Source organism: Paenibacillus sp. J22R3 (genome assembly GCF_056269305.1).
Genome location: NZ_JBWDNS010000001.1, coordinates 318,093 through 335,449, shown reverse-complemented (window position 1 = coordinate 335,449; position 17,357 = coordinate 318,093). Strand labels below are relative to the sequence as shown.

Here is a 17,357-nt window from a genome sequence, read left to right as displayed (position 1 = left end):
TGGTCAGGCTCCTCTCCCGGATACGGGTCTAATGTAGTCGTAAGGCTATTATTTACTTAAACATGTTCTTGAGAACGAACCAAACATTGGCCGGACGCTCAGCCAGGCGGCGCATGAAATAACCGAACCAATCGACGCCATAAGGCACATACACACGAACACGGTAGCCTTCTTGCACGAGCTGCTTCTGAAGATCCTCGCAGATCCCATACAGCATCTGGAACTCGAAGCGCTCCTTCGAGATGCCTTCCACTTGAACGAATGCTTTCGTAAAATCAATAATGGCCGGATCATGGCTGGCAACTGCGGTGTAATTGCCGTTCTTCATATGCTGCTGGATAATCCGTTTCAGGTTATCATCCACATCTTTCTTCTCTGGGAACGCCACATCAGGCGATTCCTTGTATGCACCCTTCACGAGACGCAAATTCGCGCCAAGCGCATTCAGATTCTGAATATCTTGCTCGGTCCGGTACAAATACGCTTGAATAACAATGCCGACATTGTCGAATTCCTTGCGAAGCTCCTCATAAATATCGAGCGAAACTTGGCAATGCGCGTAATCTTCCATGTCAATGCGGACAAAATTATTATGCATCCGAGCACGAGTCAAAATCCGTCTCATGTTGCTCGTGCAAAGCTCGCGGCTGATATCCAGACCTAGCGAGGTCATCTTCAGCGACAGATTGGAAGTAACACCGGAGCTTGCGATCGCATCAAGTGTCTGAATACACATATCAGCGGACTCACGTGCCTCTTCTTCGCTAAACACAAATTCACCCAAATGATCCAGCGTCGCAATACGACCATCATCATTGAGTTTACGTACGGCATCGATCGACTGTTTAATCGTCTCGCCTGCAACGAAACGGGCTGCGCCAAAGCGAAGACCATATTTCTTAGCTAAACGGTTGGCAGATCGGCTCTTGCCCAATGCTTGAAACATATTTCGAAGCATCATTTCCATGCGATCAAGTCCCCCCTGTTGAGTTGCACAAAGTTGTTCATTTCACTACAGAGAATTATACACTCGAATTTATGTTTTGAACAGTATTTGTTCAATAAAAGTGTTCATCCAATGTTTTGAACAACTGTACAACCTTCTCTGAGGGCAAATCGGTTGAATAAGTTCGACAAAGTATGGTAAATTTGAGTCATCTTACGCCATAGCGAGGGCTGTTATGTTCAAAATTGAACAACTACCATTGAACAATCAAGTGATGTTTCTGTCTGGCGCAGCGACAGTGGAACAACTGCTGCAACCCCTAAGAGAAAACAAAGCCGTCATTCTTGCTATTAAGGAAGACATTAAACAAGCTGTCCTGGTCATTCCCGAAGACCTGGCTCTCTTGGAGAGTGGACTTCTCAGCAATCACGCTTCAGCACCGGAGCTGTTCGGCGAAAACCCGTGGTTCCGTTCTGCCCTCTGCGACGTAGCGAATGACAACTTTAACTTATTCCCCTTGTCGACGAATCGTCCGGTTCTTCTACGTGAAACAAACGGTACAATTCTGGGCTATATTCATTTGCCTGATTTAATCCGTCATCTCCACTCCGAGCAGCAGCGCTGGGAAGCTTATTTCAATACGCTCTCAGAGACGGTTACGGAAGCCGTTACGGTCGTCGATCGAAGCGGCGAGGTCATCTGCTGGAACCCGGTCGCCGAAGAAATCTATAACTTACCCAAAGCCGACATTCTCGGAAGGCGCATCGGCGAACATTTCGAAACCGAAACCCTTATGGTATTGAAAATACTCGACGAAGGCAGAATGATTCGCAACACCTATCATCGGCCGCGCGAAGATACACATGTTCTAATTAATGCCGCTCCCATTCGCGATTCTCAAGGCGTGATTATTGGCGGCATCGCAGCCGAGCAGGAAATTACGCAGCTCGTTAGACTTAATGAACAATTGAGCTCCGCGCATACCTTCTCGCATCTGCAGAAATCAGCGGATACGGAACTGTACTCCCTCATGAAAGGCAAAGGGCCTGCCATCGGCAAAGTCATGCAGTGGGCGAATAAGGTCGCAGCTACTGACACCCCTGTTCTGTTGATCGGTGAAAGCGGCGTAGGTAAGGAACAGCTTGCTCAAATTATTCATAATTCCGGGCCGCGTGCCGATCACGCGTTTCTGTCCGTGAATTGCGGCATCGTCCCGATGGGCCTGCTCGAAACCGAGCTCTTCGGTTTCCAAGGCGGGGCTTTCAGCGGTGCGGAAGCCGGGGAAGCCGGCAAACTGGAGCAAGCTAAGGACGGAACCTTATTCATTAATGAAATCGACCGTCTATCCCTAGAGCTGCAAGCAAAGCTGTACCATTACATTTCGCAGCAAACGATTACCCGCACCGGAGGCAGCAAACCGATTGCCCTGCGAACGCGAATTATTGCGGCATCGACGACTGATTTGGCGGCTAAAGTAGCGGAGCAGCTTTTCCGGTCCGATTTGTATTATGCGCTGAATGTCGTCTCTCTCTCCATCCCGCCGCTGCGGGAGCGGCCGGAAGATATTCCGGCGATGCTGCAGATGTACTTGAAGCAGTTCTCCCTGCATTATCAGAAGCCGCTGCCTACGCTGTCACCGGAAGTGATGCTCGCTTTTGCTAACTATGACTGGCCGGGCAACATCCTTGAGCTGCGCAATGTCATTGAACGCTGCATCATACTAAGCGATGAAGACACCCTTACATTAGAGCACTTGCCCGCAGCACTCCAAGCAAGACAGCCAAGTTTGGCTCATACCCGCAAGGAAACCGACTCCGTTACTACCGATGGCGAGAAACGATTAAAGGCGGGCAGCACCAACGAAGAAGAACAGCTGCTCATTCACGATGCGCTGGCCAAGACCGCCGGCAATAAGAGCGCCGCGGCTAAGCTGCTCGGCGTATCCCGCGGGACGCTGTACAACAAGATGAAGGAATTCGGTCTGGAATAATGAGAAAAGCCGTTGCGAGCGATCCGGGGATCGTTGTCGTAACGGCTTTTCTTCGCTTGCATCAAATAATTCGTTTACCGAGTAAGGAAGCGATAAGTCCAATAGCAAGGCGAGCTGTGCGGCGGCTTTCATCCATCATGCCGTTCACTTCAACGACGTCAATGGAGATAATGCGATTCGATTCTGCAAGCAGCTCACAGGCAAAATGAGCTTCACGATAAGTCAATCCACCCGGAACTTGCATGCCGACTCCAGGTGCTTCCATCGGATCGAGGCAGTCTGCGGAGAAGCTTACATGGATGCCGTCCGTGCCTTGTCCCGCAATTTCAACTGCCTTAGCAATCACCTTCTCAATGCCCATCCGATCAATCTCATGCATCGTGAACACTGTGATCCCTTCGGACAGAATGAGTGCGCGCTCTTCCGGTTCTACTTCACGGACTCCGATGAGGACTACATTTTGTTTCTTAATCGCAGTCGCGGATACGCCGCTCGTAATGTCGGCAAGTGTAAGCTTAGCTTTGCCAAGCGCGACGGCAAGTGACATCCCGCCCATCTTGCCTGTCGGCGTGTTCTCTTCCGTGTTGAGTCCTGCATGCGCATCGAAGTAGATGACACCAACGCTTGCGATTTCCTTCGCAAGACCTGCCAATGCTCCAATCGTTACGCTGTGGTCTCCGCCAAGCACGAGCGGAATGCTGCCTTTGCTCACTTCCTGAGCGACGATATCTGCTACTTGCCTGCTCATTTCCTTCACTTCATGCAGATGCTTGAGGCTTGAGTCCTTGGCTGACGCCGCTGTCGGCTTCTGTGGACACTTCACTTTGTAATCGCCCGTGATTTCGTAGGCTGTTTTGCGAAGCTGACGCAATAATCCGACCTGCATCATGCTTTCCGGTCCTTCTTCAGTACCCGGACGTCCCGCTCCGAGTCCGAAAGGCACCGCAATCAGACTCAGTTTCTTCTTGTTCCCTGCTTGGTTCAGTTCTGCCATCGTGGCCACCATCCTACTCGTCGTTTACGTGCTAATTGCCGGCATCCGCCGGTTTAGAAAAGCTGTTTGATGCGCGTGATCGCCCAATCCAGCTGATCTTTCGTAATCGTAAGCGGAGGCGCGAAGCGAATGGTCGTTTCATGCGTTTCTTTGCACAATAGACCCAGCTCCTTCAGCTTCTCGCAATAAGGCCGAGCTTCACCGTGCAGCTCCAGACCGATAAACAGACCGCGTCCGCGTACTTCTTTAATAACCGGATTCGCAATCTGACGAAGCTGCTCCAGGAAATAAGCACCCAGCTCATTCGAGCGTTTCACCAGCTCTTCATCCTGGAGCACGTCCAGCGCAGCGATCGCTACCGCGCAGCCGAGCGGGTTTCCGCCGAAGGTCGAGCCGTGAGAACCTGGGCTGAATACTCCGAGAATTTCTTCGTTTGCTGCAACCGCCGAGATCGGGAACACTCCACCGCCAAGCGCTTTACCCATAATGTACATATCAGGGATAACGGATTCCCAGTCGCATGCAAACAACTCGCCGGTACGGCCAAATCCCGTCTGGATTTCGTCCGCCACGAGGAGCACATTGTTCTCCTTGCAAAGATCTGCAGCAGCCTTTAGGAAACCTTCCGAAGGTATTATAATACCGGCCTCACCTTGAATCGGCTCAACCAGAAACGCTGCCGTATTCGGTGTAATTGCTGCTCGCAGTGCATCGAGATCGCCGTAAGGAATGATTGTAAAGCCCGGTGTAAAAGGTCCGAACCCTTCCTTATATTCCTCCGAGGAAGAGAATGACGTGACCGTAATGGTCCGTCCGTGGAAATTGCCTTCACACACGATAATTTCCGCTTGATCTGCAGGTACCTTTTTCACGCTGTACGCCCAGCGCCGAACCGCTTTAAGCGCTGTCTCAACTGCTTCCGCGCCTGTATTCATCGGCAGAATCATGCTCTTGCCGGTTAGCGCAGTCAGCTTCTCGTAGAACTCGCCAAGCTGGTCATTATGGAACGCGCGCGAAGTAAGCGTCACTTTGTCTGCTTGTTCCTTGAGCGCCGCAATGATGCGGGGATGACGGTGTCCATGATTCAGTGCCGAATACGCGCTCAGCATATCCATAAACTTATTGCCTTCCGGATCTTCCACCCATACGCCCTCTGCCTTCGAAATCACAATCGGCAGCGGATGATAGTTCGGGGCGCCGAAGCGCTCCGTTTGTTCGATAATGCGATTAGTCACGGTACCCATACTGGCACTCTCCCTTACGATGTCTCTTACAGCATATGCGGTTATAGAATACGTTCGCCAAACACCGATCCGATCAATTCCACTGCAGCCATTGCCGTCTTATTATGCTGATCCAGCATCGGATTCACTTCAACGAATTCCGCAGACACCAGAATATTCCGTTCGAAGAGCAGCTCCATCGCAAAATGGCTCTCTCTATACGACATCCCGCCTGACACCGGCGTACCAACGCCAGGAGCTTCAAACGGATCCATGCCGTCAAGGTCCAAACTTAGGTGGACGCCGTCTGTGCCGTTCGTCACGATCTCCATAGCCTCTTCCATGACCTGCTTCATCCCATTGCGGTCAATGTCGTGCATCGTGAAGACGCGAATTCCTTTCTCCTTCAGAAAAGCACGCTCACCCGGATCGATCGACCGCGCACCGATAATGACAACGTTCTCCGGACGGAGCTTCGTCTCGATACCGCCAATGCTTACAAGATCAGGATGCCCGTAACCGAGTACGGCTGCCAAGGACATGCCATGGATATTACCGGAACTCGTCGTTTCTTGTGTATTCACGTCCGTATGGGCATCAAACCAAATGACGCCTAGCCGTTTCACATGCTGCAGGACGCCTTTAATGGTTCCAATTGCGATGCTATGATCACCGCCAAGAACGAGCGGGAATTGGCCTTTCCCCATTTCAGCGGTAACTTGCTCGCACAGCTCCGTGTTGACGCGTACGATTTCGCTCAAGTGCTTCAATTTCTCCCCTTGTTTAGGTGCTTCAAGCTTGCGTTGTACGCTAAGATCGCCGAGATCCTCAATGTTAAAGCCCAGCGCTTTCAACCGTTCATGAAGATTCGCGCCTCGAATCGCATCCGGGCCCAAGTCGACGCCTTTGCGATCTGCACCATATTGCAGCGGCACACCGATAATGGAAATGTTGTTGTTTTTCACCGCGTTCATCTGCTGCACTCCTTCCATATCTTCAAGTATGTCCATTGTAGCATAGCGATTTTTATTGAAAAAATTGAAATCCTTAATGATTACAATTGAGAAAACCTATGTATTATTATGCACGGGGTTGCTTCGGCGCGTTGGAGGGGACTTGGCGTGGGGGGTTCCGACCGTTTCTTGTACTCGAATTAATTTGAACCATACCCTGCGGATATTATTCGAGTACAAATACGGACGCTGGCGCTTCTCCACTCCCCCACACCCATCCCCTCTTCTGTGCGACTTCGTCTCGTCCGTGCAACTTTTTGAAGCGAAAAACCTTCAATCCATTTATGACTTTGGATTGAAGGTTTTGGGGTAAGATCTATTAGTCCCACTCTTTCCAGATTCGCTGAACGATTTCGGAGAAGGATTGGATGTTTTGTTCGGTGATCCGTTTCTTGAGGATGACCATGGAGGTTTCGATTTTGCCGGGAAAGCGGTGGATTTCGGCTAGCGTGCCTTTGCGCAGTTCGTCTTCGACGAGTGCAGAGCCGAGTAATGCGGTACCGGTATGATAAAGCACGGTGCGTTTGATCGTTTCGTCGGTGACGCATTCGATATATTTATCAGGGGTGAAGCCGTACTCCTGCAAGCATTCGTTCACGAGCCGCTGAATATTAGATCCGGATTTGTATGTAATAAACGGATACGTTTCGAGCAGTGTGCGCGTATCGTGTTTCTCGAACAGTTCTTTGGTCGTGACGAGTACGAGATCTTCTTTACCCAGCGGCATAAGCTCCATCTGCTGGGAATCGCAGGGACCGGCGATAATGGCAAGATCCGCTTCGTTCGTGGCAACCTTCTTCATGGCATCATTGCTGTCGCACGAGAACAGCTGCAGCTTCACCTTCGGATTTTGCGAAATATAGGAATGGATGATAAGCGATAGATACTGCGTACAATAAAATTCAGGCGCTGCTACGGTTAGTAAGCCGTGCGGGTTATCCAGTTTGCGAAGCTCCGCTTCCATCTCGTCCATCAGCGCGAACGTCTGATCGACGTAATGCTTAACAAGCTTACCTGAAGGGGTAAGATACGTCTTCTTCCCGACACGATTCAGCAGAGTTACGCCAAGCTCGCTCTCGAGCGATTGCAGCTGCAACGTAATGGTCGGCTGTGTGTAGCCGAGCAGCTGGGCTGCTTTTGTAAGATTAAGGGTATCCGCAACTACTTGGAAGGTCTTATATTTCTTAAAATCCATGCGATAATCCGCCTTTGTCAAGCCATAATGACTCATTATAGAGGGGAACGCAAAGAAGGGCAAGCACGGAGGCAAGCCCTTCTACTCTACGGTATTGTTCAACTATTACACGAGGTCCATCCAGATGTCATCCTCTTGCTCGTTAAACCGAATCTGCAACTCACGATCCTCCAGATACCACAAATTATCCGATTCCATAAAGAACGTAATGCCTTCCACAACCTGATGAAGCCCCGGTTCTCTTGGTTCATCCTTCATAATGCCGAGTGAATAGCCTGGTTGAACACTGCCGCTGCCACCTAAACGAACGAAAATACGCAATTGATCGCCATCCGACAATTCCATTTCTCTGATATACCAGCGTGCGGCCGATTGTTCTACCATTATCCTCATCGCTTCCATCTCCTCATTTTGGATACGGTTACATGTTATATATACGCCGTCCGGCCCGCTTTTACCTCTTTGTTCAATAAGAATCAATTCATGCCTATTTCTACCTACAACCCTCTTGATCGCTCCTGTTTCTGACGTTTAAGCCGCAGATAGGCAAGCACCGCCAGGTACACAAGCAATGACAGCCATATGACAAGAATCGTCAGCTTCGTACTTCCGGGTGGCTCGCCGCTTTGTACGTCTGCCGCTATCTTCACATCTTCTTCCGGGCTAGGCGTAACAGAAGCAACGGACACTGGAAGTTCAGGCTTGACTGGTTCCATTGTACCAGCATCTACCGTCCCAATCGAGCTTTGTACCAAAACATTTCCTTGGGAGGTTACGGTAATTGCAGGTGTTTCTCCTTTGGGGAGAACTGCCCACATCGGTTCAGCAGCTACGAATTCGGCGGGTGAGCTGCTTGTGAACGGATAGGATTCATTGGCTGTAATCAGCTGCCTCAGTTCAAAATGCGCAAAGCCATAATCGAGCAAACTGGTCATATCTTTATAGACGGCTGTTTTGGAAGGGGATTTCAGAATAACGCCGATCAGCTCCATACCGTTACGTTTCGCCGAAGTGACAAGCGTGAAGCCGGATGCTTCGGTATACCCGTTCTTGATTCCCGTCGTACCTTCATAATCTTTGAGCATTTGGTTGTGGTTAATGAGCGATGAGGTCCACTCTTTACCTGCCCAAGGCATTCGTTTTGTCGCGACGATTGTGCGGAACATCTCGTTCTGCATCGCATATCTGCTGATTCGAGCCATATCAAGGGCTGTTGTAACCTGCGCTTCGTCCGGCAGGCCGCTCGGATTGACGAAATTGGTGTGCTCCGCGCCGGCTTTTTCTTTGACAAATGCATTCATGCGTTCTGCGAATTTGGCCTTGGACCCATCTATATATTCAGCAATCGCCGTAGCCGCATCATTGCCGGAATTCATGAGCATGCCATAGAGCAGCCTTTCCAGAGATACCTGCTCGCCTTCGGCCAGATAAATGCGCGTTCCCTCTTCGCCCCGAGCTTCCTTCGACACGGTCACCAAGTTTGATAAAACGCTTTCATACTCTAAAGCGACAATGCCTGTTACGATCTTCGTAATACTTGCCGGAAACTGCTGTTTCTCGGCGTTCTTGCTAAACAACACGGTTCCGGTTTGAGCGTCCATAAGAATAGCCGATTCAGAGGCTAAGTTGGGCTCAGCCTGTACAGCCTCTTCTGCATAGACTGGAACAGCAAAACAGAAAACTTGTATGAGAAGAAGCAATGCGCTAATGCGCTTAATGCTGTTGTGTGCCATGTCAGCAAATGACCTCCCGTTACGCTCGAAGCCTACATCTGCTACTAACGTACCATCTGGAAAGGCTCCACTTCAATTATTATTTTGTGGGATCTGACAAAAGCTACGGATGATCGGTTTGACAGCCCGTCAGGTTCAACCTATTCTAAAGGCAAGATCCCATAAATCGACGGTGCAGAGAGGGTTGACTCCATGAATGAATATCGTGTAAAAGGACTCTCATGTGTTAGTTGTACATTAGAGCTCGAACGACAGATTCGTAAGCTTGAGCATGGTAATGAAGCCTCTCTGAGCTATACATCGGGCAAACTCAAACTCCCTCCTCTCGTTTCTCTTCAAGCTGTGGAGAAGCTGCTTAAGGAAGAGCGAGCTTTTATCGTGCAAGAGGTTGGCGAGAAGCATGCGGAGCATAGGCATGAGCATGAGCACGAGCATAAGCACGAGCATAAGCACAGGCACGAACATGGGCATGAGCACGAGCACGAACATGGGCATGAACCTGCAGCTGGCCATGAGCACCATCCTGATCATGATCGCGGCGAATCACAAGAGCACAAAGGTCATCATCACGCCCATAGTCACGGACCTGATAGTCACCACAATCACGATCACGACCACGACCACGATCACTCTCACGCTCATGGTGGCAGTTTACTTGAAAACAAAGGCCTCCTTGCAGCGGCGGTGCTGTATGGCGTAGCATTTTTTGCACAGGAGCATTGGATTTCCGGACTCATCGTTGCGATTTATCTCATATCGATTGTTTTGAGCGGCTACACCACGTTCATGCGAGGTCTCCGTAACTTACTCAAACTTAGGTTCAATATTGACACGTTAATGACCATAGCGCTGATTGGCGCGATTGGCATCCAAGAATGGAAAGAAGCTGCCTTCGTTTCACTGTTATTTGGTATCAATGAATGGCTGGAAGGGATCGGCATGGAGAAGGCGCGCCGGTCGATGTCCGCATTGCTTGATTCGGCTCCTAAGGAAGCTTTGATGCTGGTCAATGGCACCGAGAAGCTTGTACCTATCGCTTCCCTTCGTCCGGGTGATCTCGTCATTGTGAAACCGGGCTCTCAAATCCCATCCGACGGTAAAGTTGCCAGCGGCCGAAGCTCTGTCAGTGAGGCGGCCATTACCGGTGAATCCCTTCCTGTAGATAAAACAATCGGGGATCAGGTTTTCGGCGGCAGCCTAAATAACGAAGGTGTGCTTCATATCGAAATCGAGAAAGCATACAATGACTCGTCGCTTGCGAAGATTTTGCATTTGGTCGCCGAAGCGCAAGAAACCAAAACACCGACGGAGCTGTTCATCAACCGCTTCTCTCGCATCTATACGCCGATCATTATGATCATTGCTGCTATTGTCATATTGCTGCCGCCCCTCTTCTTGGATGGCTCCTGGAGCAAATGGCTATATCAAGGTTTGGCCGTACTAATCGTCGGTTGTCCGTGCGCGCTGATACTCTCCTCGCCCATTGCGATCATCTCGGGTATAACCAGAAATGCTCGTAACGGGATACTCGTAAAAGGAGGCGTATACCTAGAGCAGCTCGGCAAAATCACCATCCTAGCGTTCGATAAGACCGGTACACTCACCAAAGGATTTCCTGTCGTTGAGGAAACAATCGTCTATGACGAGGAACGTTTCTTAACGATTGCCGGAACGATTGAACGCAGCTCATCACATCCGTTAGCCAAAGCAATTATGAAAGCTGTCACCGATCTTGAAGCTGAACTGTTAAGCGCTGAAGAGATCGAGACATTACCTGGTCGTGGGGTAAAAGCTGTTATCGCGGGCCAAACCTACTGGCTCGGCAATGAACATACGCTCGCACATCTGTTTATCCAACAGGAAGTACGTGAACAATTAACAGAGCTCAAAGATCGCGGACTGACGGTCGTGCTCGTTGCAGATGCTTCGAGCGTGCTCGGTATATTCGGGATTGCCGATGAGATACGCGAAGAGAGCGCCGCAGTCATTAATGCGCTGCATCGCCTTGGGATTAAACGCACCGTGATGCTGACCGGCGATCACGCCATCTCCGCTAAGAAAGTAGCACAGCACATCGGAGTAACGGAGTACCGCGCAGAACTGCTGCCAGAGGATAAAGTAACCCAAATCAAAGAGCTCGCTGGAGATGGCCATGTCGCGATGATTGGAGATGGCATTAATGATGCACCTGCATTAGCCTTCGCTACTCTAGGCATCGCGATGGGCAAAGGGACGGACAGCGCCGTTGAGACCGCAGACATTGTACTGATGCAGGATCACCTTGGAAAACTGCCTGATGCGATAAGAGTTGCCAAACGAATGAACCGTGTCATTTACTTCAACATTTCATTCGCGCTTGGCCTGAAGTTAATCGCGTTGCTGCTAACCATTCCGGGTTGGCTGACCTTATGGATCGCCATCTTATCCGATATGGGCGCTACAATCTTCGTTACGCTTGTCAGCTTAACGATCCTGATTGGCGCTGATAAGCCAATAGAACCATCAAAAAAGCTGAGACACGGTTAGCCGTATCTCAGCTTTTTTGATGGTTGTGAGCTTAGTGCATAGCCTGAAGCGCATCGTCGACTTTTGAAGATATCTGTACAGCTTCATAGGCGGTTAATTGATTATTGTCGATGACGCATCGATGCTCGAAGCATGTTGCTTCAGTCAAGACTGCTGGTAAGTATTTAGGTATGATGACGCCTACGCCGGGATTACCTTTGTTCAGCACCCACGACTTTTCCTTCCACTCCAACAAACCTTCATCAATTCGAAGCGGAGTGCTAAGTTTGATATGCTCCGGTACCGATACACGGAACACATACATTCCACCGAAATCTACGTGATCCACGTGCCATGTCACGATTCCGCAATACCGGAAGTTCGTGAGATGCAATCCCGTCTCTTCAATAACTTCCCGTTCCACACCTGCAAGCGGCGCCTCCCCCGCTTCAAGCTTCCCGCCTACGCCGTTCCACAGCCCCATCGCAGGAGGTCGATCCCGATTCAACAGAAGCAGCTTATCTCCTTGTTCGATAAAACAAATCGTATACTTGTACATCCCAAGCCTCCATATGATTGAGCTAATCGTTATGACTAGTTTAGCATGGGAAAGCAATACTGTGGCAGAGTTTTCAGCACTCTAACCATCCTGATTCCGCAGCAGCATCCTACCACCATCAGCTGGCATTCTCGGCTATCCGCTTATCACTCCTAACTAGCCACTTCTTGACCGCTTAAGCGGATATGTGGCTTAAATCACGCAAAATTCGTACAATCCGCGCCAAACTAGCACTTTCCTCTGACTTTAATCGGATATACCGCTCAAACCTCCTAAACCAGCCACTTCCAACCGCCGTAAGCGAAAATGCCGCTTATCGCACTTAAACTAACCATTTCATTCCTACGACATTGCACGCTTAAATGTATAAAAGATCCTTTAGGCCGCTGAGAGGCGGATTTTCCGACTCTCAGCATCATTTTTCAGTGATTTTACGACCGAGAGTCGGGTTTTCCGACTCTCGAGGCTTGGCAGTGGTTATGGTTGCGATCAGAGCGAGGCGAGGCCACCACTGAGAGTTCATTTTCGGAACGCTCAGCGCCGATATGAACTGTTTTTCTTGCCGAGAGTCCGAACTTCGAACTCTCAGACGCCCTCTTGCTAAACAGCGATCACGCTGCCGGCTTTCCAGCCCCACGCAAAAAAAGGCTGAACAGGAACCCCTTGTTCAGCCCCTGTTCAGCCCTAACGCTACAAACTCTACACCCGTACATCCTGCGGATGGCCGGACTCCAACAGCGCGACGACGCTTGCGTTGGAATCGACCTGCGCCGGGCTCTTGCAGCCTGGAATTACGGCAGTCACTGCCGGGTTCTTCAGGCACCATGCGAGCGCCCATGCCGCCATATCGACGCCTGCCGGCACTTCTTCAGTCGCAATGCGCTGCACTTCCTGCAGCTTCTGCACCGTACTCTCGCGGTCGTGGCGATGACGCACATCCGTGACATCGAAGACGGCATCCGGCTTGTACTTGCCGCTGAGATATCCGCTCGCAAGTGGTACGCGTGCCAGAACGCCGAGGTCCTGTCTCAAGCAGGATGGGAATACTTCCTCTTCCGGCGCTTGGTCAAGGCGATTATAAACCACTTGTATTACCTTAGAGCCGACCTGAGTGGACGCATCTACCTGATGCACGTTACGGTTGCTGCCGATCGACGTGCCGAGGTGTCTGATTTTGCCGGCTTGCACCTGCTTGTCCAACACGGTCCACAGCTCGTCATTATCGAAGACGACATCCGGACCGGAATGGAATTGGTACAAATCTACGTAATCTGTCTGCAATGCGGACAGTGATGCATCAAGCTGTCTAATGACGTCTGCCGCCGAGAAATCATCTGTACGCGTGAAACGTTCATGGAAATGATGACCGAATTTCGTCGCAACAATCCAATCTTCCCGTTTGCGGCGGGATAAATAATCACCGATAAGGGATTCGGACAAATGATCGCCATAACATTCCGCTGTATCGATGAGGTTGATCCCAAGCTCTGCGCCGCGATCCAGAATCGCGTCCGCTTCAGCTTGTGTAAACGACTGTCCCCATTCACCGCCAAATTGCCACGTGCCGATTCCGATAACCGATACGTTCAAATCGGTTTTACCAAGTCTGCGATATTGCATGCTCATGTTACGTTTCGCCTCCAGTTTCCTTTTCTACTCCAACATTACTGTTCTAACATACGGAGCGGCATGAATCAAATCGCGCCACTCCCATTCAAGTTACACCGTTTGTTTATTCGATTGTGCAATAAGCTCCGCGACCAGCCCTGCAGCCGCTTCAGCGGAATATGGCTTGCTCGCTTTCTTCGCCTGCATCCTCATCGTAGCTAAACGAGCCGGTGATTTCAGCAGCATACGCATGGTAGCCAGTAGATCTGCCTCATCCTCGATGTGTATCGCCGCGCCGCAGCTGCGCAAGAAGTTCGCATTATCGATCTCTTGCCCGGGAAGCGGCTTAAAGATCAGCATGGGCAAGCCGACTGCGAGCGCCTCAGAAGATGTAAGTCCCCCGGATTTGGTAAGAAGCAGATCAGAGGCTGCCATCAGCTCCGGTACCCGGTCCGTAAAGCCCGTAACGACGATCGGCAGCTTATGCGCGAATTTCAGCCTTGTCAGCTGAAGTCTGAGTTTGTCATTATGCCCGCAAACAAAGATCATTTGAGCGTTGAGTTCATTGCGAGCCAGAGACAAGCATAACGCTTCCCCAATCTCCTGCCCCATCAAACCATTGCCGCCGCCCATAACAAGGACCGTCGGGCGCGCTGGTTCAAGCCCGATTTCCGCCAAAATAGCTGTTTTATCATAAGCCCCGTTATACTCAGGACGAATCGGAATGCCCGTCACTGAAATTCGCTCCGGTTCAACGCCAACTTTGGACAAGCTATGCGCAACCTCAATGGAGCCCACGACGTAATAGTCCGTCTCCGGATATAACCAATAGCTGTGATCTGTAAAATCCGTAATTACCGTGACCGTCGGAACAGCGTAAAGCCCGTTATCTTTCATAAAAGACATCGCGCCGGCAGCAAGCGGAAAGGTAGATACCACGACTGAAGGCTTGACCGTTTGCAGCATCGTCAGAAATTTCCCAAGTCCCAGTGCCTGCATGAACTTCAAGCTGCTCGTCAACCGATTATGATGACGTGTTTTGCCATAGAAGTAACCGTAGGTCTTGGGAAACGTTTGCACACCATTCAAATAAACATATTTGCTGATCGGATGAACCCTAGGATGAGCCTCCGCCATGTAATCCATAATCTCTACTTTAATTTCAGGATGAAGTGCAGCCAGTGCTCTGCGGAGCGCATGTGCTGCCTGAATATGCCCGGAACCATAATCGCCGGTCAGAATCAGAATCGGTCCTTTCTCCATCAACGTCTCCCCCTCAAGTCGTTTCGAAGGCAAATGGATGCTTTGCACCGAATGAACAAACTACCCCAAATTAATTTGGCTAGTACCACCAATATACGTTATAACTAGCAGGCTGATGCTCTTTTTGACCCAATCTTTACTTTGGTATTTTTGTAAACCTATCTGTCCTCTTCATTCGGTATTCGGCTTCCGATTTCCTTCACGACTTGTAAACGGATTCATCCCGAACTGAAGCTGTTAAAAGAATCGCGTTTCCCCCGGCTGAAACAGCTGAAACTTCTGCCCGCGATACTTACCGAGCAGCGCATCCACAAAACCCGCAATGCCTTCGCTATTATTGGGATAGAGGTCGTAGTGGAGCGGGATAACGACGTTCATCCGCAATTCTGCTGCGAAAGCCGCTGCCTCAAACGCATTCATATTGCCGACAACGCCTAACCGATTACGGAACATATCCCGACCGTTAATTGGCAGCATGCCAATGTCGATCCGATACGGATGCAGCATCTCGATCAACTCTTCTTGCACCACTGTGTCTCCGGCGTGATAGATGGTCAAATCACCCCATTGCAGAATGTATCCTAAATAACGGTCCCAACCGTCCGCATCCACTTCTCGCTCTTCATGCCAAGCGGCAATTGGATGAATGTTAAGCTCTGGTTCAGCTTGCAAAGGTGTACCGTATTTCATAGCGACAAGTCGATCCGGAGCAATTCCGATATCGGCTAATAGGGTCTGGCAAGCAAGCGGTCCTGCAAACTTGCAAGTAGGCGAAGCATCTGCAATGATCGCCAATGTTTCCGGATCAAGATGGTCCTGATGCTCATGAGTGAGGAGAACAAGATCGAGATCGTTCAGGTCAGAAGGATGCACAGGCGGTGCATAGCTGCGTGTCCAATAGCCTGCCGGAAAGTCGGTTAAACGGTCGACAGAGTCCGTTAAATACGGATCAATAGCCACATGAAACCCGTTGCGACGAATGATGACACCGACTTGTCCAATGTACTGGATGGAAGCAGATGCGCTACCTTGTGCTATGTCCTTTGCGGTCGATGGATGATGGATCAATTTGGATAGACCCCCTTTCCAATTTAGCGTATCAGAAAAAGCGCTTTCTCGGAAGCGGGTACGCCGACATGGATGAAACAAAAAAGTGACTGCACCGGTTTTCGCCGGTTCAGCCACTCTTGATGTACAAATTCAGTCAGACTCAACAAAACGCTGAAGGGCTGACATTTTATTCTCCCAGAAGCGTTCATAATAATTGAGCCAATTCTTGAGTTCCTGCAGCGGCTGCATTTCCAGTCGGTAACGCGTTTCACGTCCGACTTTACGCTCCTTAACAAGGCCGGCCTCTGCAAGAATTCGGAGATGCTTCGATACCGCAGTACGTGTCATCGGAAAATGTCCCGTAATCGCAGTCACCGGCATTTCCCGATCGACCAGCAGCTTCAATACCTCACGCCTTGTTGGATCGGCAATGGCCTGAAACACATCATGCTTCGCTGATGGAAGTGCCATATTAAGCCTCTACATACTTGCCGAGAGCTTGATGGATACCCACCCAGCCACCTTGCATCTGCGTGCGTACGACCGCGTGAGGCATTCCCAATTCGTTGACATAATCGGCTTTCCAACCGGAGTGAATAAGTGTACACTCGGTTTGATTGTCGCCTACAGTTTGAAGTGTGATCGTAAGAACCCAATCCTTGCCCCATGCAAAAGAAATACGGTTCGGCTCGTCCACTTCCTTCACAACGCAAGGCTGCATCCCGAACGGACCGGCATCGATCGTGAATTCTTGCCCGACAACCGCTTGCAAATTGTTTGGCATGAACCAAACCGAAAGACCTTCAGCTGTTGAAATTGCCGCCCACACCTTCTCGATTGGCGCTTTGAAAATCCCTGTTTGAACAATATCCGGCAATGCTTCGTGTGTCTCCATCTACTCATTCTCCTCTTGAAGTAAGATCATTATCCGAATGGCGGAACCGATTCGATACAAGTTCATCTGCTTCCATGCTTTCGCACCTGTTAGCATCAAAAAAGCGAAACCAAATGGTTTCGCTTTAATTATAGAATGGTCATTGTTCTCATGTCAAATCTTGTTGTTTTTCTTCCCTTGTTCATTCTCTACATTGTGATCTTCCCAGCGTCTGGAGTAGGCTTTATTGGTCACCCATATTGTCATCCACGTCACAATGATCGCGATAATTGCAGCTGAAATCCATACTCCTGTCGGAACACCCATTTCCAGTCTCCCCTTTATGTTCTATCCTATACTGCCGATTCTTATCCAAATCATATCATCTACACATGCCTTGCGAC

Annotated in this window: 16 protein-coding genes; 2 read left to right on the top strand and 14 right to left on the bottom strand. The window is 50.0% G+C overall.

Annotated features, from left to right (window positions below; translation table 11 throughout):
• Positions 1 to 52 precede the first annotated feature (52 nt).
• The gene (locus AC0YN4_RS01540) at positions 53 to 967 is read right to left on the bottom strand and encodes a proline dehydrogenase family protein (RefSeq protein WP_475780708.1); all 915 of its coding nucleotides are present in this window, start codon (positions 965 to 967) and stop codon (positions 53 to 55) included.
• A gap of 214 nt (positions 968 to 1,181) precedes the next feature.
• Here AC0YN4_RS01540 and AC0YN4_RS01535 point away from each other — a divergent pair, with 214 nt between their 5' ends.
• The gene (locus AC0YN4_RS01535) at positions 1,182 to 2,936 is read left to right on the top strand and encodes a sigma-54 interaction domain-containing protein (RefSeq protein WP_475834932.1); all 1,755 of its coding nucleotides are present in this window, start codon (positions 1,182 to 1,184) and stop codon (positions 2,934 to 2,936) included.
• 61 nt (positions 2,937 to 2,997) lie between these two features.
• On the opposite strand, the gene rocF (AC0YN4_RS01530) is transcribed toward AC0YN4_RS01535, so the two are convergent.
• From rocF (AC0YN4_RS01530) to AC0YN4_RS01505, 6 genes are all read right to left on the bottom strand, one after another.
• The gene (gene rocF, locus AC0YN4_RS01530) at positions 2,998 to 3,930 is read right to left on the bottom strand and encodes an arginase (protein ID WP_475780706.1); all 933 of its coding nucleotides are present in this window, start codon (positions 3,928 to 3,930) and stop codon (positions 2,998 to 3,000) included.
• A gap of 53 nt (positions 3,931 to 3,983) precedes the next feature.
• Positions 3,984 to 5,174: an ornithine--oxo-acid transaminase gene (locus AC0YN4_RS01525; RefSeq protein ID WP_475780705.1), complete on the bottom strand. Its 1,191-nt coding sequence runs from the start codon at positions 5,172 to 5,174 to the stop codon at positions 3,984 to 3,986.
• Positions 5,175 to 5,215: 41 nt separating this feature from the next.
• Entirely contained in the window at positions 5,216 to 6,127 is a 912-nt protein-coding gene (gene rocF, locus AC0YN4_RS01520) for an arginase (RefSeq protein ID WP_475834931.1), read from the bottom strand.
• 358 nt (positions 6,128 to 6,485) lie between these two features.
• The gene (locus AC0YN4_RS01515) at positions 6,486 to 7,361 is read right to left on the bottom strand and encodes a LysR family transcriptional regulator (RefSeq protein WP_090983712.1); all 876 of its coding nucleotides are present in this window, start codon (positions 7,359 to 7,361) and stop codon (positions 6,486 to 6,488) included.
• Positions 7,362 to 7,466: 105 nt separating this feature from the next.
• Complete coding sequence (locus tag AC0YN4_RS01510) at positions 7,467 to 7,754, bottom strand: HesB/YadR/YfhF family protein (protein ID WP_090983714.1); 288 nt, start codon at positions 7,752 to 7,754, stop codon at positions 7,467 to 7,469.
• Between the two features lie 104 nt (positions 7,755 to 7,858).
• Positions 7,859 to 9,094, bottom strand: coding sequence for a D-alanyl-D-alanine carboxypeptidase family protein (locus AC0YN4_RS01505; protein ID WP_475834930.1), 1,236 nt, complete (start codon positions 9,092 to 9,094; stop codon positions 7,859 to 7,861).
• Between the two features lie 192 nt (positions 9,095 to 9,286).
• On the opposite strand from AC0YN4_RS01505, the gene AC0YN4_RS01500 reads away from it, so the two are divergent.
• Positions 9,287 to 11,620, top strand: a complete 2,334-nt coding sequence (locus AC0YN4_RS01500; protein ID WP_475834929.1) for a heavy metal translocating P-type ATPase — start codon at positions 9,287 to 9,289, stop codon at positions 11,618 to 11,620.
• Between the two features lie 31 nt (positions 11,621 to 11,651).
• Here AC0YN4_RS01500 and AC0YN4_RS01495 read toward each other — a convergent pair whose 3' ends face one another.
• From AC0YN4_RS01495 to AC0YN4_RS01465, 7 genes are all read right to left on the bottom strand, one after another.
• The gene (locus AC0YN4_RS01495; RefSeq protein ID WP_475780701.1) at positions 11,652 to 12,158 is read right to left on the bottom strand and encodes an NUDIX hydrolase; all 507 of its coding nucleotides are present in this window, start codon (positions 12,156 to 12,158) and stop codon (positions 11,652 to 11,654) included.
• 699 nt (positions 12,159 to 12,857) lie between these two features.
• Positions 12,858 to 13,778, bottom strand: a complete 921-nt coding sequence (locus tag AC0YN4_RS01490) for an aldo/keto reductase (RefSeq protein ID WP_475781011.1) — start codon at positions 13,776 to 13,778, stop codon at positions 12,858 to 12,860.
• A 99-nt stretch (positions 13,779 to 13,877) separates the two neighbouring features.
• Positions 13,878 to 15,029, bottom strand: coding sequence for an MGDG synthase family glycosyltransferase (locus AC0YN4_RS01485; RefSeq protein ID WP_475780700.1), 1,152 nt, complete (start codon positions 15,027 to 15,029; stop codon positions 13,878 to 13,880).
• A 237-nt stretch (positions 15,030 to 15,266) separates the two neighbouring features.
• Positions 15,267 to 16,097, bottom strand: a complete 831-nt coding sequence (locus AC0YN4_RS01480) for an MBL fold metallo-hydrolase (protein WP_475834928.1) — start codon at positions 16,095 to 16,097, stop codon at positions 15,267 to 15,269.
• Positions 16,098 to 16,229: 132 nt separating this feature from the next.
• Entirely contained in the window at positions 16,230 to 16,550 is a 321-nt protein-coding gene (locus AC0YN4_RS01475) for an ArsR/SmtB family transcription factor (RefSeq protein WP_475834927.1), read from the bottom strand.
• Position 16,551: 1 nt separating this feature from the next.
• Positions 16,552 to 16,974, bottom strand: coding sequence for an SRPBCC family protein (locus AC0YN4_RS01470; RefSeq protein WP_475780697.1), 423 nt, complete (start codon positions 16,972 to 16,974; stop codon positions 16,552 to 16,554).
• A 153-nt stretch (positions 16,975 to 17,127) separates the two neighbouring features.
• Complete coding sequence (locus tag AC0YN4_RS01465; protein ID WP_475834926.1) at positions 17,128 to 17,280, bottom strand: hypothetical protein; 153 nt, start codon at positions 17,278 to 17,280, stop codon at positions 17,128 to 17,130.
• Between the last annotated feature and the right edge of the window lie 77 nt (positions 17,281 to 17,357).